Origin of the sequence: Natronorubrum marinum (assembly GCF_052040125.1) — an archaeon.
Lineage (GTDB): Archaea > Halobacteriota > Halobacteria > Halobacteriales > Natrialbaceae > Natronorubrum.
This window is the reverse complement of the sequence record NZ_JBPPFV010000005.1, coordinates 58,083-76,912: the sequence shown is the minus strand read 5'-3', so window position 1 is coordinate 76,912 and position 18,830 is coordinate 58,083. Positions and strand designations below refer to the sequence as shown.

Annotated in this window: 17 protein-coding genes; 8 read left to right on the top strand and 9 right to left on the bottom strand. The window is 63.6% G+C overall.

Annotated features, from left to right (window positions below; translation table 11 throughout):
• Positions 1-31: 31 nt before the first annotated feature.
• The gene (locus tag ACSFC5_RS21970; protein WP_440767349.1) at positions 32-1,762 is read right to left on the bottom strand and encodes an ATP-binding protein; all 1,731 of its coding nucleotides are present in this window, start codon (positions 1,760-1,762) and stop codon (positions 32-34) included.
• A 1,046-nt stretch (positions 1,763-2,808) separates the two neighbouring features.
• Here ACSFC5_RS21970 and ACSFC5_RS21965 point away from each other — a divergent pair.
• Together ACSFC5_RS21965 and ACSFC5_RS21960 are read left to right on the top strand one after the other, a co-directional pair.
• Positions 2,809-3,639: a ParA family protein gene (locus ACSFC5_RS21965; protein WP_440767348.1), complete on the top strand. Its 831-nt coding sequence runs from the start codon at positions 2,809-2,811 to the stop codon at positions 3,637-3,639.
• Entirely contained in the window at positions 3,632-4,108 is a 477-nt protein-coding gene (locus ACSFC5_RS21960) for a DUF7970 domain-containing protein (RefSeq protein WP_440767347.1), read from the top strand. Before ACSFC5_RS21965 ends, ACSFC5_RS21960 begins: the two co-directional genes overlap by 8 nt.
• A gap of 21 nt (positions 4,109-4,129) precedes the next feature.
• On the opposite strand, the gene ACSFC5_RS21955 is transcribed toward ACSFC5_RS21960, so the two are convergent.
• From ACSFC5_RS21955 to ACSFC5_RS21930, 6 genes are all read right to left on the bottom strand, one after another.
• Positions 4,130-6,073, bottom strand: coding sequence for a DEAD/DEAH box helicase family protein (locus ACSFC5_RS21955; protein WP_440767346.1), 1,944 nt, complete (start codon positions 6,071-6,073; stop codon positions 4,130-4,132).
• A 107-nt stretch (positions 6,074-6,180) separates the two neighbouring features.
• On the bottom strand, positions 6,181-9,243 hold the full coding sequence (locus ACSFC5_RS21950; protein WP_440767345.1) for a DUF7286 family protein: 3,063 nt from the start codon (positions 9,241-9,243) through the stop codon (positions 6,181-6,183).
• Complete coding sequence (locus ACSFC5_RS21945; RefSeq protein WP_440767344.1) at positions 9,240-10,286, bottom strand: DUF7284 family protein; 1,047 nt, start codon at positions 10,284-10,286, stop codon at positions 9,240-9,242. The genes ACSFC5_RS21950 and ACSFC5_RS21945 overlap by 4 nt, the downstream gene beginning before the upstream one ends.
• Positions 10,264-11,235 carry a DUF7283 family protein gene (locus tag ACSFC5_RS21940; protein WP_440767343.1) on the bottom strand — a complete coding sequence of 324 codons (972 nt, stop codon included), beginning with the start codon at positions 11,233-11,235 and terminating at the stop codon, positions 10,264-10,266. The genes ACSFC5_RS21945 and ACSFC5_RS21940 overlap by 23 nt, the downstream gene beginning before the upstream one ends.
• A 464-nt stretch (positions 11,236-11,699) precedes the next feature.
• Complete coding sequence (locus tag ACSFC5_RS21935; RefSeq protein ID WP_440767342.1) at positions 11,700-13,955, bottom strand: AAA family ATPase; 2,256 nt, start codon at positions 13,953-13,955, stop codon at positions 11,700-11,702.
• A gap of 65 nt (positions 13,956-14,020) precedes the next feature.
• Positions 14,021-14,656 (bottom strand): helix-turn-helix domain-containing protein, encoded by a 636-nt coding sequence (locus ACSFC5_RS21930; protein ID WP_440767341.1) that lies wholly within the window; start codon positions 14,654-14,656, stop codon positions 14,021-14,023.
• 86 nt (positions 14,657-14,742) lie between these two features.
• On the opposite strand from ACSFC5_RS21930, the gene ACSFC5_RS21925 reads away from it, so the two are divergent.
• Both ACSFC5_RS21925 and ACSFC5_RS21920 read left to right on the top strand, forming a co-directional pair.
• Positions 14,743-15,651, top strand: coding sequence for a ribonucleotide-diphosphate reductase subunit beta (locus ACSFC5_RS21925; protein ID WP_440767340.1), 909 nt, complete (start codon positions 14,743-14,745; stop codon positions 15,649-15,651).
• Between the two features lie 125 nt (positions 15,652-15,776).
• Positions 15,777-15,911, top strand: a complete 135-nt coding sequence (locus ACSFC5_RS21920; RefSeq protein WP_440767339.1) for a DUF7128 family protein — start codon at positions 15,777-15,779, stop codon at positions 15,909-15,911.
• A 64-nt stretch (positions 15,912-15,975) separates the two neighbouring features.
• Here ACSFC5_RS21920 and ACSFC5_RS21915 read toward each other — a convergent pair whose 3' ends face one another.
• Both ACSFC5_RS21915 and ACSFC5_RS21910 read right to left on the bottom strand, forming a co-directional pair.
• Entirely contained in the window at positions 15,976-16,221 is a 246-nt protein-coding gene (locus tag ACSFC5_RS21915) for a DUF7508 domain-containing protein (protein ID WP_440767338.1), read from the bottom strand.
• Positions 16,222-16,225: 4 nt separating this feature from the next.
• Positions 16,226-16,747 carry a DUF5796 family protein gene (locus ACSFC5_RS21910; RefSeq protein WP_440767337.1) on the bottom strand — a complete coding sequence of 174 codons (522 nt, stop codon included), beginning with the start codon at positions 16,745-16,747 and terminating at the stop codon, positions 16,226-16,228.
• A 169-nt stretch (positions 16,748-16,916) separates the two neighbouring features.
• Between ACSFC5_RS21910 and ACSFC5_RS21905 the strand changes: the two genes are divergently transcribed.
• The 4 genes from ACSFC5_RS21905 (at position 16,917) to ACSFC5_RS21890 (ending at position 18,777) form a co-directional block, all read left to right on the top strand.
• Positions 16,917-17,789 carry a shikimate kinase gene (locus tag ACSFC5_RS21905; protein WP_440767336.1) on the top strand — a complete coding sequence of 291 codons (873 nt, stop codon included), beginning with the start codon at positions 16,917-16,919 and terminating at the stop codon, positions 17,787-17,789.
• Entirely contained in the window at positions 17,786-18,112 is a 327-nt protein-coding gene (locus tag ACSFC5_RS21900; RefSeq protein WP_090311492.1) for a chorismate mutase, read from the top strand. Before ACSFC5_RS21905 ends, ACSFC5_RS21900 begins: the two co-directional genes overlap by 4 nt.
• A gap of 103 nt (positions 18,113-18,215) precedes the next feature.
• Positions 18,216-18,500 (top strand): ribbon-helix-helix domain-containing protein, encoded by a 285-nt coding sequence (locus ACSFC5_RS21895; RefSeq protein WP_440767335.1) that lies wholly within the window; start codon positions 18,216-18,218, stop codon positions 18,498-18,500.
• Positions 18,493-18,777 carry a type II toxin-antitoxin system RelE family toxin gene (locus ACSFC5_RS21890; RefSeq protein ID WP_440767334.1) on the top strand — a complete coding sequence of 95 codons (285 nt, stop codon included), beginning with the start codon at positions 18,493-18,495 and terminating at the stop codon, positions 18,775-18,777. Before ACSFC5_RS21895 ends, ACSFC5_RS21890 begins: the two co-directional genes overlap by 8 nt.
• Positions 18,778-18,830: the final 53 nt, after the last annotated feature.

The following is an 18,830-nucleotide window of genomic DNA, read 5'->3' as shown; positions in this document are numbered from 1 at the left end:
GCGCCGCATACGCACCGCCATACTCGTACTCCTACTCCGCGCTCGCCATCGCGTCCAGCTTCGATCGAACGTCGTCACTCAGCGTGTACGTCCGTGCGATCGGTCGGTCGAGCACACCCTCGGTCAGCAGTTCCGAGCACAGCCCCTGTACCGCGACGGTCGAACGCTCGACCGCGTCGGCGATGGCGGCCGACTCGAGCGGTCCGTCTCGAGCCAGGACGACGAGTGCGCGCCGGGCCGTCGACGCCGTACACTGGGACTGTTCAGCCGCGCGCTCGAGACGGTCGTCGATCCACTCGCCTTCGAAGACCGCCTCCGGCGGTTTCGGCTCCGGCGCGGTGGTGATCTCCTCGGAGTCGTCGGCGTCGGACTCGGTCTGACTCGGCCACTCGACCGACGTAAACCCGAACTCGACGTCGTCGCCGCCGGCCTGGAGGATCTCAGTCTTCTCGGTCGACTCGGCGTTCGATTCATCTCCTTCCGTCTCCGCTGCCGTCTCGAGATCCCGCACGCGGTCGTGCAACCGTTCGTTTTCCTCGCGCAGTCGATCCATCGTCTCCGTCCGTGACGCGAGTTTCCCCTCGAGCGTTTCGATCCGGTCCGTCCGCTCGTCGAGTTCCGCTTTTAGCTCGTCGCGTTCGTCCGCGAGATCGTCACGCTCGGTCTCGAGGTCGACGATCTCGTCGTGGAGCCGACGCAGTTCCTCGTCGTCGCCGCCGCCGAGTTTCGTCTGGAGGGTCTCCTTTCGCGTCAGCGCGTCGGCCATCTGCTTGGCCGCGTTCGAGACGTCCCGCGCCGACTCGAGTTCGTCCTCTAAGGTCTCGATGCGTTTCTCTTTCTTCTCGAGTTCGTTCTCGAGCTCGAGGATGCGGCTCTCTTCGCGGTCCTTTCGCTCGGAGATGTCCTGGAGGTCGCCGACGAGGGCGTCGGAGACGGACTTGAGTTCGGGTCGTTCGAAGTCGTCGAGACCCGGTGTCGCGCCCGCGTCGAACGTGCGCTTGCGTCGGAACTGTACCTTGCGGACGTCGACGTCCATCCAGTCGGTCTGGACGAACCCCTGCCCGTCGTTCAACTCCGAGACCAGCTCCGAGTACTCGGTGTCGATGATCCGCCCGACGACGTTCGTGTCGTTGTCCCAGGTCAGCCGGTGCCAGACCAGCCAGTTCGCCTGCGTGATGAAGTCCTTCTTGACGTCGGCCGGGCGCTGGCTGATGCCCAGAATTCCCAGCCCGTGTTTCCGACCGCGTTTGCTGATCTTGATCAGCAACCGGCCCGTCTCGCCCATCCCGCCGCCCTCCGGAATGTACTCGTGGACCTCCTCGACGACCAGCAGGAACGGCTTCTTCAGCTTCTTCTCCTTGACGAACAGCTGTCGGGCGATCTTCCGAAGCAGTTCGTCGGCCACCTCCTCGTCGAGGTAGCCCGAGACGTCGAGAATCACGGGGACGTTCTCCTCGAGTGCGAGCGAGGCCATCTGTTCTGCGTGTTCCGGCCCGATCTGGATGTCACACTCCTCGTCGGCTCCGGCGTGGAGCATCTCGTACTCCTCTTTGAGCCCGTAGTACTCGCCGTCCGTGTCGACGATCAGGAGCGGGAAGCCGGACTCGAGCAACTCCTCGGCGATCACCGAGGCCGTGTTCGACTTTCCGGAGCCCGACTTTCCGGTTACGAACCCGCGGCCGGTCAGCAGTTCGACGACGGGGAGATACAGATCGGTCCCGTCGTCGCGTTCGCCGACGAGGATCTCGCGTTGATCGCTCACCGCCCCACCACCTCGTTCGCGCGCGACGTGTTCATACGTCGTACAGTTCGAACACGGGACCTTGAATATTGGCCTCGATTACTGTCCCGACTCTCGAAACGTCGAGTCCCACTCCGACTCTCTCGAATCCTAACTGTGTACAATGTGCAGACGGTGTAGAACGCTCACACTGTCCAACCTGGCTGTCCACGTCGGATCGCCTACGTCTCGTTCTCCCCGACGACCGCTCGATGCGTCGTTACTCTGTGGCGTCCTCCGGAGAGCGGTTCGGGCGAGTCTATCGCCAGTGGGACACGGTGTACACTTTTTAGACCGTATCGATCGATCGGTGAACGCTCTTCGCCGGGGCTCGCAGACTCTCGCTAACCGTTTCCGAATTCGACACCGTTGGAACCGCTCACAGGGTGTAAACAGTCTACACATTGTACGCAGTGTAGAATGTCTTTTTCTTAGCCGATTGCCGATACTCGGCAGATATATCCAGACACATTCTCTGACACCTCCGTTTCAGCAAATACTTTGTAGACTGTGTACACGGTTCCGAACTCTCGTCCCTTTACACTGTCCAGACGGTTCGAACTGTGTAGACTGTTTCCGCTACTGTTAAGTCACGTCACTCGGATGATTGACGTGACACTCGCCGTGTCCGATCGAGCAGAACATCAAACAATGTCTACACCGTGTCCACGCTGTAAACGGCTCAAACTTCGAGCACCGTTTGGACGGTCGGTCGCTCGGCCGGCCGCTAGACGTGCCCAATTCTCACACTGTGCAGACATTTCACAACGTTTGAAACGTTCGGACGGTCCGAACGCTCGACGCAGTTCGGATCGTCCGGCCGTCAGCGGCCGTTCGCCCCGTGCGATCGATCGTTTCGGACGCACGTCGACTCGGGCGTACGACAACCCGTTCGACCGCCGCAAACCGTGTTCGAGTTTGACACCGTGTACACGGTGTAAACTGTTTGAACCTCGAGGACGGTCTCCGACGCTCGGACGGTCCCAACCGTTTCGACGGTCGACACGGCGACGGAGGTGTACCCACGAATGACGAAAACCCCACGCGCCGTCAGCGTCGCCCTCCAGAAAGGCGGCGTCGGCAAGACGACCCTCGCGATCAACCTCGCCGAACGACTCGCTAACCGAGACAACGACGTCCTGCTCGTCGATCTGGACCAGCAGGGCAACGCCACCGAAGGCGTCGGCCTGAGCGACGCCTACTCGAGCGACGTCCACATCGGCGACGTCCTCGAAGACGGGAGCGATACGACGCTCGAAGACGTGATCCACTCGACGAATTCGTTCGACGTCCTTCCCGCCCACGAGGATCTCGATAGCGTCGAGAACAGCATCCGCAGCGCGACCTTCGGCGAACTCTGGATCAGAAACGAGATCGTCGATCCCGTGCTCGGCGAGGAGTACGACTACGTCGTCGTTGACTCGCCGCCGAACCTCGGCCCGCTCGCCGACGCCTCGCTCATCTCGACCCAGAACGTCATCGTCCCGCTGCGAATGAGCGAACCCAGCGTCAGCGGCTTCGAGCGGATGTACACCCAACAGATCGGCCCGATTCGCAAGGAGATCGACCTCGACATCCTCGCGATCGTTCCGAACTCGCTGGCCGGCGACAACGAGGAAAAGCGGATCATCGGCGACTTAGAGGAGTCCCAGTTCGGCGACTATCTCCCGGCGTTTGCCCGTTCGGCCCACTTCGACGATTCGGACTCCCCCGGGCCGGGAATTCGGGAACGGATCGCCTTCAAGCGAGCGTGGCGCGAGGGCGTCCCGCTCGCCGAGTACGACCCCGAAAACGACATGCTGGACCGGCTGGACGAACTAGCTGCGGTCGTCGAGCGCGGAGGTGTCGCGGATGCCTGAGGACAACCGGTTCGCGGGACTGAGCGACGCCGTCGAGGGCGAGGAGTTGGAGGACGAGGACTCGAACGAGATTCCGAATTCCGATACCGAATCGTCGACCACAGACGACTCGAGTGACGCCGGCGTACAGACCACGGAAGTGGAGTACGAGTCCGCCGAGGTGGACGCCGAATCGGGCGGGGATACCGAGCAGAACGAGGCGGGATCGGAGTCCGAGGGCCCGGCCGACGGTGACGCCGACGATCCGACCGCGTTCCCCTTCGATGCGACCGAGAAGAAGACGGTGTACGTCCGGCCCGAAACGCTCGACGGCCTCGAGGACGCCCGCGCGCTCGTGGACGCACAGCTGCGGACCGAACACGACGTTCGCGACTTAACCGGCCGGGAGTTCTACGACGCCGCGTTTCGACTCGCGGCCGCCGATACGGACGGGCTGATCGACGAGATTCTCGAGGCCCGCGAGGAGTAGTCGGCCGGCGTTCTTGTTCCGTTACTCGTCGTCAGCCTCGGATTCGTCGCTCTCATCGCTCGGTTCGATCGTCTGCTCGCGGATCGTCATCCCCTTGCGGCCGAGATGTTGGAGCTGTTTGCGGGCGAAGTCCTCTTCGCGCGTGCCGCGAGTGGCGAGCACGTAGACGAGCGCCCCGCCGGCGGGACGCATCGTTCGGCCGGCGCGCTGGGTGCCCTGCCGGCGAGAGCCACCGAGACCCGAGGCGACGATCGCGAGATCCGCAGTGGGGAGGTCGATCCCCTCGTCGCCGACGCGGGAGATGACCAGCAAGTCGCGTTCGTTCCGCCGGAACTCCTCGAGCAGCCGTCGTCGCTCGTGGTGGGGCGTCTCGCCGCTGAGGAAGGGGACGTCGAGTGCGGCCGCGATGTCCCGCCCCTGCGCTAAGTAGTCCACGAAGACGAGCGCCTTCGCGTCGGGGTGGGACGAGAGCAGATACCGGACGTCGTCGACTTTTCCACGGTTTTTCGCGGCGATTCGGTAGCGCTCTTGGCCGTCCGCGGAGGCGTAGGCGTTTCGCTGTTCCTCGTCGCCCCACGGGACGTATCGAATCTCGAGTTCGGGTTCGGCGACGAAGCCGGCCTCGAACAGCGCCTCCCAGTCGGTGCCGATCGGCGGCCCGACGAGGGTGAAGATCTCGGTCTGGCGGTCGTCCTCCCGGATGGGGCTGGCGCTGAGCCCCAATCGATGACGGGACTGCAGGTGCGTACTCCGCCGGTAGACGTCCGAGGGGACGTGCTGGCACTCGTCGAAGATCACGAGCCCCCACTCGCGGTCGTCGAACAGCGAGCGGTGGCGGTCCATGCCTGCGATCTGGTAGGTCGCGATCGTCACCGGACGGACCTCCTTGCGACCGCCGTGGTACTGGCCGATCTGGTCCGGGGTGAGCGACGTATACTCGGAAATCGCGTCGGCCCACTGCCGAGCCAGGTCGCGACTCGGGACGAGCACGAGCGTTTCGCCACCCACGTGGGCCATCGCCCCCATCGCGGCGATGGTCTTCCCGCTCCCCGGCGGGCCGACGAAGACGCCTTCGCCGCCCTCCGCGAAGCGATCCACCCACGTCCGCTGGTAGTCTCGCAGCGAAACCTCGAGGTCGATCGGGAGGTCCTCGCCGGACTCGAGATCCCGGTGATCCTGGACCGGGTAACCGGCCTCGTAGAGAAGCCGTTTGATCGCGGCTTCCGATCCCTCGCGAACCCAGTCCTCGGTGTCCGAAATCGGCGCGTGGACGTGTTCTTCGTCGAGTTTCTGGCGGGCGACGTTGCCCATGATCTCCGGGCTCTTCGCCTCGAGGACGGTGTAGCCCTCCTCGTGAGTGGTCAATCTAAACTGGTGGGCGCGATCCCACTGGCTGTGAACCCAGTCCTCGAGAGCGTCCGACCGCTGGCCGAGCGCCTGTCGCATCGTTCGCGCGAGGTTCTCGAACGAGTCGTGGGGTGCCTGCCAGATGTCCTCCGGCCTGACGACGTATCGGTACCCCTGCTCGCCGTTGCCGTCCGCGAGGTGGGCGAACTGAGAGAGCTGTGCGCGGGTAAACTGGTCCGGTCGGTCGACGACGATTTCGCGACGCTTCGGGAAAACGACGACCCGCTCGCGATCGGTGAGATCCTCGAGTTCGCTCGGATACCAGACGACGGGATCCGTCTCGACGGAGAGGCGCTCGACGTCGCCGCGATCGGCGAGGTTCGCGAGCGCTTCGCGTGCATCTTCGGTCGGGACTTCGAGCGTCCGCGCGACGGCTGCAGCAGTGAGGACGGGCCGACCTGCTTCCTGCGATGCATCGTGAACGTCCGCGAGCGTAAGCCCGTCGTCCGTCCGCTCGTCTTCGGTCTCTTCGTTAGTCTCGCCATCCGCTTCGGTCGCCGGGTCGTCGGTCCGGTTGGTTTCGCCACCAGTCGCCTCCGAAGCACGTTCGTCGGTCACTGGCGGGTCGTAGCGGCGGTGCGGGTAAACCGATTTCGCTCGGCAGGCGCGTTCGAGTCCGATTGCGTCTCACTGACTCCGACGGGACTCGGTCGTCCTCAACCCCTTCAGCCGCCAACCGGTAGCTCGAGATCGGTCTCGTCCGAAATGCACTCGTCCGATTCGCCCTGCTCGTTCGACTCGAAGCTCGCCCCGACGTCGTTCCACGCCGTCGAACACTCCTCGCGAGGGACGTCGAGGGTCGTCGACTGCCACATATCGCCGACGCCGGGCGTCCCTCGCGGGAGCAACTGGGGACTCGGGACGACGACCGGAACGGCGAGGCGGTTCTCGAAGCCGATCGGCTCGACGGCGCCGACCGCGAGTTCGTCCTGATCCGCCCACGGCGGTGTCTCGAGGGAGACCCGCGTGTCCTGGCGAACGTACGTTGTCTCGTCGCTGATCGCGGGATCACCGCTGTTCGCCCGAACCTCGAAGCGGGCGTACTCGCCTTGCACTTCGAGAGAGTAGACGTCGAGTTGCAGGAACGACACCGACGGAATGGGTAAGAGCGGCAGTCCCGGGAAGCCGACGGCGTCGAAATAGCCTGCTCCCATCGGGGCGTGTTCGCTCGTCGGATCGGTCTCGAGCAGTGTTCCACCCTCCGGACGGACCGCAGGGACGTCGGTTCGGTTGACGGTCTCCAACGACAGGTACGTCGGGGAGGCTTCGACCTGATAGCTGGTGGCTTCCAGGAGGTCCGAGTCCGGACCTGGTGCCCGTGCGTCTTCGGGTTGGCTCTCGGGATCGAGCATCGACTCGACGAACTCCAGCGGTGCGCCGAGCAGATCGTTGCCCGCGTCGAGCAGCCCACCGAGTAGGTCGTCGATCATCCCGGCACCGCCGTCGATCGTCTCCTCGTGATAGCCGCCGATCGTCTCGATGTGCTCGTAGATCGCCTCGAAGTACTGTTTCCGGACTTCGGCCCGAAGCAAATCGGCGGTGTTCTCGTAGCTTCCGGTCGTGTTCTCGTAGACGACTTCGTCCTCGACGCTCCGGACGTTGTCTTCGACTTCGCCGAGCGGACTCGGCCGTTCCAGCATGCTCCAGAGGTCGGTTTCGTGTGGTTCGACCGACGTCACGACCGCTTCGTGCGTTCGGTTGAGCTCGCCGATTACCCAGTCGTAGAGTGCGGTTCTGTCCCGCGGTTCGACGTCGACGTCCGGGTCACTCGAGTACGGAATCGCGCGCTCGAAGTCGCTTTCCGTGACGATCGGCCGGCTCGCGCCTTCGATCTCGTCCTCGAGTTCGCGTTCCTGTCCCCCAACCGACGTCGCATCGAGATCGAACGTTTCGCTGACGGCGGCCGTTTCGATACCGTCGAAGTTGTCGACGAAACCGTACGACTCGTTCCACGAATCGGTACTGAACGGCGACTCGAAACCTCGAGATCCGCGCTCGGCCTCGACGTCTTCCGCGAGATCCGCGTCGATCCCGTAACTCGCGCTGTACGTTACCGGCCGTTTCCAGTTCGTTCGCACCTGTTCGAGGGGGATCGTTACGTTCGTTATCGGATCAAAAAGCGTTTCGTTGTCGTGTTGCCACGTCTCGATCACACCGACGTCGGTCTCGTACTCGAGGGTGATCTCGGCGAGCTCTCGGTCGTCGAATCCGATCCCATCGTCGGAGACGATGTCGATCGAAACGCTGGCGTCGCCGCCGCTGGTCGTATAGCTGCGGTCGGCTCGAGACCAGTTCTCGCCCGGCCGCTCCGTCTCCGGCAGCCGATCGTGTCTGGTCGGTCCCGTTTCGCTCGTGTCGATATCGACGTCGTACACGTTCTCCATGCTATCTCCTGTCAGATCGCGCTCGGGTGCGGTCTCGTCGATTAGTTCCTCGAGATCGGCCAGCTGATCCTCGAGTCCGCCGACGGCGTCCGCCGCGCCTTGATTCGCCGACTCGTCGTCGTAGTACTCCTCGAGATAGACGTCGCTGAACCGCTCGTGGCCCTCGAGCGAGTCGTTGAACTCGGATTCGACGTCGTCCATCGCGAGCCCCGCGACCAACTCCATGTACGCGATATCGGCGAACGGGTGGGCCTGAATTTCGACGTCCGTGTCGACGTTCTCTTCGAGGAGCGTGAGGACGATTTCTTGAATCGTCGGCGGCTCCGGGTAATCGATTTCTCCTTCGGTATCGACGAGATCGCTCCCACAGAGTCCATCCGACTCGTTGATCTCGTCCCCGAGTTGCTCGCCCAGGAGTTCGTCGAGATCGATATCGCCCGCTTGCGAGGCGAGGTCATTCGCCATGCAGACTGTCGGTAGGAAGGTCGCGCGATCCTCGTACGGATCTGCCGTCCCGAACGAGGCCTCCTGCAGCGCGAAGACGGCGTCGTTCGCCATCACCTCGGTGTGCTCGTTCGGCGTGAGGTTGTGGAACGTTCGGTCGCTGCTCACGAGGCGATCGTAGTAGGCCTTCCCCCAGACGTAGGGATACATCCGCGCGGCGAAGTAACGGCCGAATCCGTCGTAGAACTCCTCGGCCTCGAAGAAGCCGGTCTCGAGTTGTTCCTCGAACTCGTTCGTTCGATCGTGTAACTCGAGGGCGTTCGTTCCCACGGACACCGTGATATCACGCTGCTCGCTGGCGGTCTCCTCGCCGTCGTGCTCGACGGTGAGTTCGACGTCTTCGACGGTTGCAGTGAGCACGTCGTCGTCCGCTCGTTCGAAATCGACCCGATCGATGGCGTTCTCGAGGTCGTCGCTGTCGTCCCAGTCGAGCCGTTCGATCGACGCGACCGCGGTTCGGTCGTGACCAATCTTCTGCTCGGCGCTGGCGAGCGATACCGCCACGTCGCGGTAGATGCGGAGCTCGAGATACTGCTCGAACACGTCGCCGGAATCGACCGCATCGGCGAACGCCGCGTCGGCGCCGTCCGTCGAACTGACCGGTGCCCTGGCGGCGTCGTCCGTCGCACGTACGACCGCGTGGCGAATCTCGCCGACGGCGATCGATTCGGCCCTGTCGACCGCGAGCCCCTGATCGACGTCGACCTCCGGGCGGTCTCTGGACTCGAGTACGGCGACGATCGAGATACTGCTGACGAGGAGAAGGACCGCGAGCAGCGCGAACGGGATTCGCGCTCGGTCGTCCGACGCGAGCGAGACGGTCCGCGGTCGCCCGCTCATGGCTGCCACGTCTGGACTGTGATCGTCACGTCGTCGGTCGATACCTCCTCGGCGAGTAGCGCCGCGACCGCCTCTTCTCGCTCGGCGTCGCCGTCGAACTCTTCGTCGATCGCCTCGAGTTCGTCTGCGAAGGCGGTTTCCAGATCGCTCGCGATCCAGTCTGCGAGGCCGCTCACTCCGAAGTCGGACTCACTTTCGCTGTCGGAGCCGTAGAGCACGCGCTCGTTCGCCTCGAGCGCGTCGGCCTCGCTTCGATTGAGCGGGCGCCCATCGTCGGCATTCGTCTCCCCGCCGAACTCGTACGGAAGCGGCGCGACCAGTCGTTCGTAGTGGTAGACCGTGAGCTCTCGCGAGAGCCCCTGACTCTCGAGCGTTCGTTGGGCTGATTCGGGCGGAAGGTAGCCCTCGATAATCGCCGCACCGATGGCTGCTCCGGCGGTCTCGAGTGCGTCGTCGTCGGACTCGACGGATAGATCGGCTTCGTCGACGGCCGGAAGATCGCTCGAGGCCGTGATCGTGCGACTCGAGACGTCCTCGTCCGGCGGCGGTCGCTCGCCGACCGTCGCCGTGCCGTTGATCGCCGCGCCGGCGTACGGTTTCCATTCAGTGACGACGTAGAACTCGCGGTTCGCGCCGAGAAGGGCGCTCGACGTGGAGGCGTCGACGCCGTCCTCGAAGTCGTCGGCGTACGGCAGTATCTGGACGCCGTCGATGTGGAGATTCGCGACGGCCGCATCGGCGAGCAGTCCGGTCGCAGAGCCGTAGTCGGTTCGGGTGTCGTTGCCGTCGCGCTCGTCGACGGGATCGACGCCCTCGAGATCGTACTCGACGCTGAGCGTTACTGCAGCCAGCGTTTCGACCGTTCTATCGGGGCGGGTTTCGTCGCGGTCGTCGTCCGCCGCGTGGAGGTAGGCCCCGAGCAGGAGCACGCTTGCGCTGACGAGCAGCAGGGCCATCGCGACGTCTACAACCGTGCTGACGCCCCGTTCGGTTCGTCGGTTACGCCGTGGGCTCCGGCCCTTACGCGGTGACGAGCGTGACACGGTACTCACCCGATTGGGCGTTTTGTGCTAGCTCCGCGGCGTCGCTGGCGATGTCGGTCGTGATCGATCCACCCTCGCAGATGTCTGCGAACCCGTGACTGCTCTCGAGTTGGCCTTCGCACTCGAGGGAGCCGTCGGTATAGACCCCGACGGCGATGGGGTAGACGAGCGCGTGGTGATTCGCTCCTGGCTCCGAGAGGATCGGTACCTCGAAATCGTCTTGCGAGCCGTCCGCGGTATCCGTCTCGCTCTTGGTCACCAGCAGCTCGTTGTCCCCGCCGTGTTCGACATCGTTGAAATCTCGATTGCCGTGGCCGGCGAACTCGAATCCGGTGAGCACGACTTCGATCTCGGTTTCCGACGCGGCCGTGTAACGAACTGTCGCTTCAGTGGCAGCCGTCCTCTCGAAACTTCTGGAGACGTTTTCGACCCGGTCGATGGAGCCGGCGATCTCGACGGTCGTTCCCGCTTCCGCTTCGACCTCGAGTGTTCGAACGGCCAGTTCGCCGTCCGCGGGTGTCCACTCACCGTCGATCTCGTCGTGTGCCTCGACGAGGTCGGCGAGGAACTCGCCCTCGACATCCTGTCGATCGGTCTCGACGGCGTCACCGTAGGCTGACTCGAGCGACGCGCCGCGAGCGACCGCCTCGAGCCGTTCGTTCCCCACGACGGGAACGACGGTTCCGTATGCGAGACTCGAGCGAGCGGTTCCGTGTTCGTTTCGCAGCGAGACGGTAGGACCCTCGAACTTGACTTCCGCGGCGTCGTGGCCGTACGTCGCGCTGGCGTCGTGCGTGGTTCCGGCCACGCGGTCGATCGTGTTCGCGGCCTGATTCGTATCCGGCGGCGGGCCCGTCGGGAGCCCGAGTACGATTCCGGCGAGGGCGACGCTGACGATGCTGACGGCCAGCCAGACGTACCACGCGTCGGCCGGTGTCTCCCAATCCATGCGGCCACTGGCCGACTATTCGTATTTAAACCTCAGTAGCGAAGCGGATACTGATTCGAAGGGGCGCTGCTCGAGACGATCCGCTGAAGACACACCACCGCTTCCGATGTTTCCGCTGAAAACGTACTTCGGTGATTTTCAACCTCACTGACTCCGCCGTTAGTGGAGAGACTATTTGCCGTCTCGAGCAAGTCACACGCCCTGAAATAGACGTTTTTGCGGCGCACCCACCACCGCTTCCGGAGCTTCCGCTGAAACGTTGCTCCAGCGCCCCTCTCACCCCACCAGTTCCGCTGTTAGTTGCCAGACGGATGCCTGCCTCGAGACCAGGACTACTCGCGACGATTTTCTCGGACCACACCACCGTTTCCGAAGCTACTGCCGCTGATAGCGGCTCTATCGGTGGACAGTGGCAAATTAGCTATCGACAGGCCTCGATTGAGCGTTGATCCTTCGACAGCATCTCACTGCGTCGGCGTGCTGTTCTCCCGCGCCGCCTCCAGATGCCGTCGCTCAATCACAACCTCGTCCGCCTTCTCGTTCGCCTCGTCGGGATCGTACTTGCTGGCGACCTCGCGGATCGCCTTCATCGAGGCCGTTCGGACGAGCGCCTCGAGATCCGCCCCCGTATACCCCTCCAACTCGCCCGCCAAATCGCCGATATCGATCTCCTCGGACAGTGGTTTCCCGCGGGTGTGGACCTCGAGGATCTTTTCGCGGGCCTCCCGGTCCGGCTCACCGACCAGAACGTGCGTATCCAGTCGTCCCGGACGGAGCAGGGCGGGATCGATCTGGTCCTTCCGATTGGTCGCCGCGAGCACGACCAGATTCGGGTTCTCGCGCATCCCGTCGAGTTCGGTCAGAAGCTGCGAGACGACGCGTTCGGTCACCTCGTGGCCCTCGCCGCGGGCGGCCGTGATCGCGTCGATTTCGTCGAAGAAGACGATCGAGGGTGCGGACTGTCGGGCGCGTTCGAACACCTCGCGGATCGCCTTCTCGCTCTCGCCGACGTAGCGGTCGATGATCTCCGGGCCGTCCACGCGGACGAAGTTGACGTCGGTCTCGCCAGCGAGGGCGCGCGCGAGTAACGTCTTCCCGGTCCCGGGCGGCCCGTAGAGCAAGACGCCGGAGGGCGGGTCGGTGTTCGTCTCTTCGAACAGCCGATCGTACGTCAGCGGCCACTCGACGGACTCCCGGAGAATCTGTTTGGCGTCCTCGAGCCCGCCGACGTTCGAGAAGTCCGTGTTCGGCGATTCGGCGACGTACTCGCGCATGGCCGAGGGTTCGACGGCGGCGAGCGCGCTGTCGAAGTGCGACTTCGTTACCGTCGGATTCTCGTTCCACTCGTCGCGTTCGTCGGATTCGGTCGGCCGGCCGCGGATCGCGGCCATCGCGGCCTCGCTCGCGACGGCGTCGAGGTCGGCCCCGACGAACCCGTGCGTGCGTCGAGCGATGGCGTCGATGCTCACGTCGTCGTCGAGCGGCATCCCGCGAGTGTGGACCTCGAGGATCTCCTTGCGCCCCTCCACGTCCGGGACCCCGACCTGAATCTCGCGATCGAAGCGCCCGCCGCGACGGAGCGCGGGATCGATCACGTCGACGCGATTCGTCGCGCCGATGACGATCACCTCGCCGCGGGCGTCGAGCCCGTCCATCAGCGTCAGGAGCTGGCCGACGATCCGGTTTTCGGCGTCGCCGTCGTCGTCTCGCTGGCCCGCGATGGAGTCGATTTCGTCGAAGAAGATGATCGTCGGCGCGTTCGCCTCGGCCTGTTCGAACACTTCGCGGAGTCGTTCCTCGGACTCGCCTTTGTACTTCGACATGATCTCCGGCCCGGAGATCGTCTCGAAGTTGGCGTCGACCTCGTTGGCGACCGCGCGAGCGATCAGCGTCTTTCCGGTTCCCGGCGGCCCGTAGAGCAAGACGCCGGAGGGAGGTTCGACGCCGAGCCGTCGGAACAGCTCCGGTTCAGAGAGCGGGAGTTCGATCATCTCACGGACGAGTTCGAGCTCTTCATCCAGGCCGCCGATGTCCTCGTACGTGACTCCGGAGGTGGGTTCCGCCTCGGCCGTCCCGGACGGAGGACCGTCTGCCGTTCCTCCTGTTCCTCCCGTCCCACCGCCACTGCCGCTTCCGCTGCCACTCTCGGACCTTCTGCCGGCGTCTCGAGCGGTACTCGAACCCCCCTGTCGAGCCGGCTTCGAACCGCCGCCGGCGATCCGAATCGTGGTCGTGCTCGTGATCCGAACGTCGCCGCCGGGGTCGGTGTCGGTGACCCTGAACGGCTCCTGTCCGAGCCCCTCGATTCGAATCTGCTCGCCCGCCCGAACCGGTCGATTACGAAGCGTCTTGGCCGCCTCTCGCTCCGCACTGCCACGCTGGGTGTCGGTAAACGACGACGGCGCGGCGAGTGTGACTCGCTGTGCTTCGGCGATCGTCGAGGTATCCTTCGTCCGGACGGCCACCGTATCACCGACGTGTGCACCGGCGTTCGCGCGGGTGTCGCCGTCGATCTGGATGACGTTCTCCGGAACCGACGAGTCCGCCGGCCACATCTTCGCGACGGTCGTCTTCTCTCCTTCGATGACGACGGTGTCGCCGCTCAACACGCCGAGTTGCCGGCGTGCGATCTCAGGGATCCGTGCGACTCCTCGCCCCGCGTCTCGCTTCTCGGCGGCCCGAACCGTCAGCGAAACGCCGTCCGAATCCGACTGGCTCATGACTGTTCCTTTCGCGTGGGCCGTCTTGAGAATTGTCCTGTCAGTCGGCTCCGAAATCGAGTCACTTACAGTCCGTTCTCGAGCACTCGATCGATTCCCCGTCGAATCCGTTCGGACGCTGACGGTCCTGAGATCCCCAGTTCGTTCCCGATATCCGCGGTCGACGCCTCTCGCGGGACCGCGAAGTAGCCCGCGTCGCGGGCCGCGGTCAACGCTTCGTACTGCTCGTATGTGAGTCCCAACGGCGGATCGTCGGCCGTCGATTCTCGAGTCAGGCGCTCGAGTTGGAAGGTCGCGCCGCGTTCGATACAGAACTCGCGGTACTCAGCGAGCGCCTCTCGGTCCGGAAACCGGGACCGACTCCACCAGCCGTCGACGGTCACGATGCTGCCGAGCGGCGTGGTGCCTAACTCGATGAATTTCCGGTATATCGGTACCGGCGGATCGCGGAGTTCGATCCGATACAGCGCGTTCCCGTCGTACTCGTCCAGCGTCACGGCCCCTGCGACCGTGGCGTCGTCCGCCAGTGCGTCGCGAAATTCGTCGTCGGGTTCGTCGACGACTCGACAGAGCGCTACGGGACGGTCGGGATCGATGACGAGGATCCGTTCGATGTAGACCGTGACCGACGGAACGGCCGCTACTGCGTTCGTTAACGGGAGGTCGAGTGACGTCACTCGAAACTCTGCGATGAGCCCCATGGCTCCAGATATAGCCTCTATCAGTTAAACACCCTACTCTGTGAGATACAAATTCATGTTGATTCTGCCGGTAGGTCCGTCTAACGATGGCAACCGATAGCCAGCCACAACCCGAAACGCAACTCGACACGACGGTGCGTTCGCACAACTACTACCGTAACGCCGTCGAGAAACACTGGGATCCCCACGAAATCGATCTCGAGGCCGACCTCGAGGGTGCTGCCGAACTTCCGGAACCGGCGTTCGAGGGGCTCAAACAGTCCCTCGCGCTGTTCGGTGCCGGCGAGGAGTCGGTGACGGAAGACCTCGCACCGTTGGCGGTCGTCCTGGACGATATCGGCGACCAGATGTTCATCACCACCCAGCTCTACGAGGAGTCGAAGCACACGGACTTCTTCGACCGCTACTGGCGCGAGGTGGTTCACGCAGAAGAGAAACGGCGCGGTCAGCAGCTGTCCTCGCCGACCGACGAGAAGTGGTTCAACGAGCCCTACGACGAACTGTTCGAGCGCAACGAGCGAGCGATGGACCGCCTCCTCGAGGACGACTCGCCCGAGAACCGCGCGAAGGCTCACTGCCACTACCACCTGACGATCGAGGGCATTCTGGCACAGACGGGCTACTACGGTCTCACGCTCGCCTACGGCGAGAACGAGCCCGAACTCCCCGATCTGCCGGGGCTGGTCGAGGGACTCAAACTGATCCGCAGCGACGAGGGCCGCCACGTCGGGTTCGGCATGGCACAACTCAAGTCGCTCGTGATCGACGGTGACGTCGAGGCCGACCTCCTCCGCGAGACGGTCGGCGAACTGGTGCCGCTCGTCCAGAAGAGTCTGACCAGCGACGACGGTGCCAGCTCCGAAGGCGGTCCCGGTCCGAGCCCGTCCGATCTCTCCGAGTACGCCTATCACAAACACGAACAGCGAATGCGACAGATCACTACCGCTAGCGAAAAGATTCCGGAGGTCGAGGAGCTTACGGAGCTCGACGCCTGAACGTCTCTCGCTACATCGCGGCCGTCTGCGGGTGCAAACCACGTTCTCGCTCGTTGCCTCTTCCCGCGTCGAACACCTAGTCACCTCGAAGAAACGCCTTTGTCGTTCGTCGTGAACTGTCGGATATGGTAGTCCAGACCGAGCGGGACGACGCTACGTGGTGGGAGTGTGAAACCTGCGGGCTACTGTTCGACGAAAAGGCAGACGCCTCGGAGCACGAGCAGCGGTGTGACGACACCGACCCGTCGTACATCCAATAGCTCGGCGCGTCTCCGGCTCGGCGCGTCTCCGGCTCGGCGCGTCGTTCGGCGGATCGAGCGACAATTACTCGAGTCGCTCGCGGTGATCGACAGCTAGTTCCTGAGCCTGCTCGAGCGTGTGGGTTTCCGTCCACCGCACGCGCTCGCCATCGTCGTAGGCGAGCGCCGTCTTGAGTTCGTCCCGGAGGACGCCGTGTCCGACCGACTGAACCGTCCCCGACGAATCGGTGAGTTCGTACACGCCCGGTCGGTCGGGTGCGCTGGCGACCGTCCCGCGGTCGAGGTCGCGCCAGGGTTTCTGTAGCGGCATCGCGTTATCCCCAGTCGGTGCCGTTGGTCTTGGCGTTCTCGTCCGTTTCATCGCGCTCGGTATCCGCGTCGCCACGTTCGCCCTCGCTATCGACGTGCTCGGCGTGGGCGACGAGTTCGTAGGCGTGTTCGCTCAACTCGTCCTCGGCGAAGACGAACACGCGGCCGTCGACCAGCGAGAGGTCGGCGTCGACGCGGATGGAGTAGGCTTCCGTCGAGACGGTCACCCCCGGGAACAGGACCTCCTCGTCGTCGCCCTCGAGCATCACGCGGCCGACGCCAGTCGACTCGAGGATGTCGTCGTGGGTATTGTGGTCGTTGACGTAGGTCATGACGCCCTCGATCCCGTCGGGATCGGTGACGAGGACGTGGACCTCCTTGCCCGGCGGGGTCTTGATCGATTCTTCGACGGGTTTCGGCGGGCCGTGGTAGAAAACGTCCCGACCGTCGAGGTACTCGACGACGACGCCGCCCTCGACGAAGTCGACGCCGATCGTACTGGGTGCGACGTTGTTACGAACGCTCATTACTCGTCCATTGGGTCGGTTCCCGGAAAAACGGTCCGTTCTGCCGTCCGATCGTCCGTTCGAATCGGCCGACGACCGACTCGAGTCCACCGTCTCAGCCGAGCGGCCGTCCGGGGATAGAATCGTCGAGACCGTCAGCCGTAAGTACGCGCTCTGAGTCGGTTGTCGTATGGACGGCCGCGCCGTCGCTCCAGCAGCCGGAACGGTTCTCAACGCACTCGCGACCGGGACCGGCGCTGCGTTTGCGATCGACCTCGAGACGACAGCCACCGTCGAACTCACGACCGACGGGAGTATCGACGCCGAAATCGCCGGCCAACCCGACGCAGATACGGTGCTCGTCGAGCGCTGTGCCGAACTGACGATCGACGAGTACGCCGAGACCGCGGGACTGGACGGATCAGCCGTCGGCGCTCGTGTCCGAACCGAGAGCGAGGTGCCGATGGCGTCGGGGCTGAAGAGTTCGAGCGCCGCGGCGAACGCGACCGTGCTTGCGACACTCGATGCCCTCGAAATCGTCGGTACGGTCGAGCGAATCGACGCCTGTCGACTGGGTGTCCGTGCGGCCCGCGACGCCGGCGTCACGGTCACAGGTGCGTTCGACGACGCCAGCGCAAGCATGCTCGGCGGCGTGACGGTCACCGATAATTTGGGCGACAAACTGCTCGCTCGCGAGGACGTGGATTGGTTTGCGCTCGTGTACACCCCGCCGGAACAGTCGTTCAGCGCCGACGCTGACGTCTCGGCCTGCAAGCGGATCGCCCCGATGGCGGATCTCGTTGCGGAACTCGCCCTCGACGGTCGCTACGGCGAGGCGATGACCGTCAACGGCTTCGCGTTCTGCGGGGCCCTCGAGTTCTCGACCGGCCCGATGATCGACGCCCTGCCCGACGTCACGGGCGTCTCGCTGTCGGGAACCGGGCCGAGTTACGTCGCCGTCGGCGACCAGGACACGCTCGAGACGGTTCGAGAGCGGTGGGCGGAACGGGATGGAACGACACGATTACTGCGGACGCGGACAGACGGAGCACAAGTGACATGACTCGAGACCCAGAGACAGCCACCGACGGCGGCGAGACGGAGCGAACACCGGACGAGATGAGCCTCGACGAACTGCGCGAGGAGATCCAGACGATCGATCGCGAGATCGTCGAACTGATCGCGCAGCGAACCTATGTCGCGGACACGATCGCCCAGGTCAAAGACGAGCAGAACCTGCCGACGACCGACGAGAAGCAAGAACAGCAGGTAATGGAACGCGCGGGAGCCAACGCAAAACAGTTCGACGTCGACGACAATCTTGTAAAGGCGATCTTCCGACTGTTGATCGAACTGAACAAAGTTGAACAGCGTGAGAATCGGTAGCAAATAACATGCAATTCACGTACTTATTATCGTCTCTCTTCGTCGATAGCTTCAGCGTTTGAACGGCGAAACACCTACAGTAACACGCGGGTAAGACATCCGTATGTCCGAAGCGGCCACAAACAACGGCGACGACGAGATCGTCACGGTGAACTTCAAAGTCAAACGGTCGTTTCTCGACGAAATCGAAGATACGTGGCAAGGACGGGGATTCAACAGCCGTAGCGAATTTATTCGATATACCTTACGCGATGCCGTCGAACACCCCACGTTCGACCGCGATGAACTCGTTGCACTCCTCCAAGCCGAAGAAGATGTCCGTGAAGAACGGATGATGAGTGCCGATGAAGCACGCGAACGATTCGGTACTGATAGGACGAATGAGTGACGACGAGTGGAGGTGGGAACTCGCATCGAAAGCACAGGACGATCTCGATGCACTCAACTCGACTGAGCAGCAGCGCATCATCGATAAACTCGACGAAATCGTCGATTCTCCGTGGCGTGACCCACCAGAGTATGGTGAACCGCTCCAGAATAGCTCACGTCGTAAGGTGCGTATTGGCGAATTCCGTCTCGCGGTCACTTTCCACCGAGACGAGCACCGGATGGTCGTTGCTCGAATTAAGCGTCGTGGAGGCGCGTATACCGCTGATGACGACTGAGCAAATGTACTGGGAACCGGCAAAGTAGACGAAATCTATAACATCAGTCCGAG

Coding starts and splice junctions, on each gene's coding strand:
- ACSFC5_RS21965 (WP_440767348.1), top strand. CDS start 2,809: ATGACGAAAACCCCACGCGCCGTCAGCGTCGCCCTCCAGAAAGGCGGC.
- ACSFC5_RS21960 (WP_440767347.1), top strand. CDS start 3,632: ATGCCTGAGGACAACCGGTTCGCGGGACTGAGCGACGCCGTCGAGGGC.
- ACSFC5_RS21950 (WP_440767345.1), bottom strand. CDS start 9,243: ATGAGCGGGCGACCGCGGACCGTCTCGCTCGCGTCGGACGACCGAGCG.
- ACSFC5_RS21940 (WP_440767343.1), bottom strand. CDS start 11,235: ATGGATTGGGAGACACCGGCCGACGCGTGGTACGTCTGGCTGGCCGTC.
- ACSFC5_RS21935 (WP_440767342.1), bottom strand. CDS start 13,955: ATGAGCCAGTCGGATTCGGACGGCGTTTCGCTGACGGTTCGGGCCGCC.
- ACSFC5_RS21930 (WP_440767341.1), bottom strand. CDS start 14,656: ATGGGGCTCATCGCAGAGTTTCGAGTGACGTCACTCGACCTCCCGTTA.
- ACSFC5_RS21925 (WP_440767340.1), top strand. CDS start 14,743: ATGGCAACCGATAGCCAGCCACAACCCGAAACGCAACTCGACACGACG.
- ACSFC5_RS21920 (WP_440767339.1), top strand. CDS start 15,777: ATGGTAGTCCAGACCGAGCGGGACGACGCTACGTGGTGGGAGTGTGAA.
- ACSFC5_RS21915 (WP_440767338.1), bottom strand. CDS start 16,221: ATGCCGCTACAGAAACCCTGGCGCGACCTCGACCGCGGGACGGTCGCC.
- ACSFC5_RS21910 (WP_440767337.1), bottom strand. CDS start 16,747: ATGAGCGTTCGTAACAACGTCGCACCCAGTACGATCGGCGTCGACTTC.
- ACSFC5_RS21905 (WP_440767336.1), top strand. CDS start 16,917: ATGGACGGCCGCGCCGTCGCTCCAGCAGCCGGAACGGTTCTCAACGCA.
- ACSFC5_RS21900 (WP_090311492.1), top strand. CDS start 17,786: ATGACTCGAGACCCAGAGACAGCCACCGACGGCGGCGAGACGGAGCGA.
- ACSFC5_RS21895 (WP_440767335.1), top strand. CDS start 18,216: ATGTCCGAAGCGGCCACAAACAACGGCGACGACGAGATCGTCACGGTG.
- ACSFC5_RS21890 (WP_440767334.1), top strand. CDS start 18,493: ATGAGTGACGACGAGTGGAGGTGGGAACTCGCATCGAAAGCACAGGAC.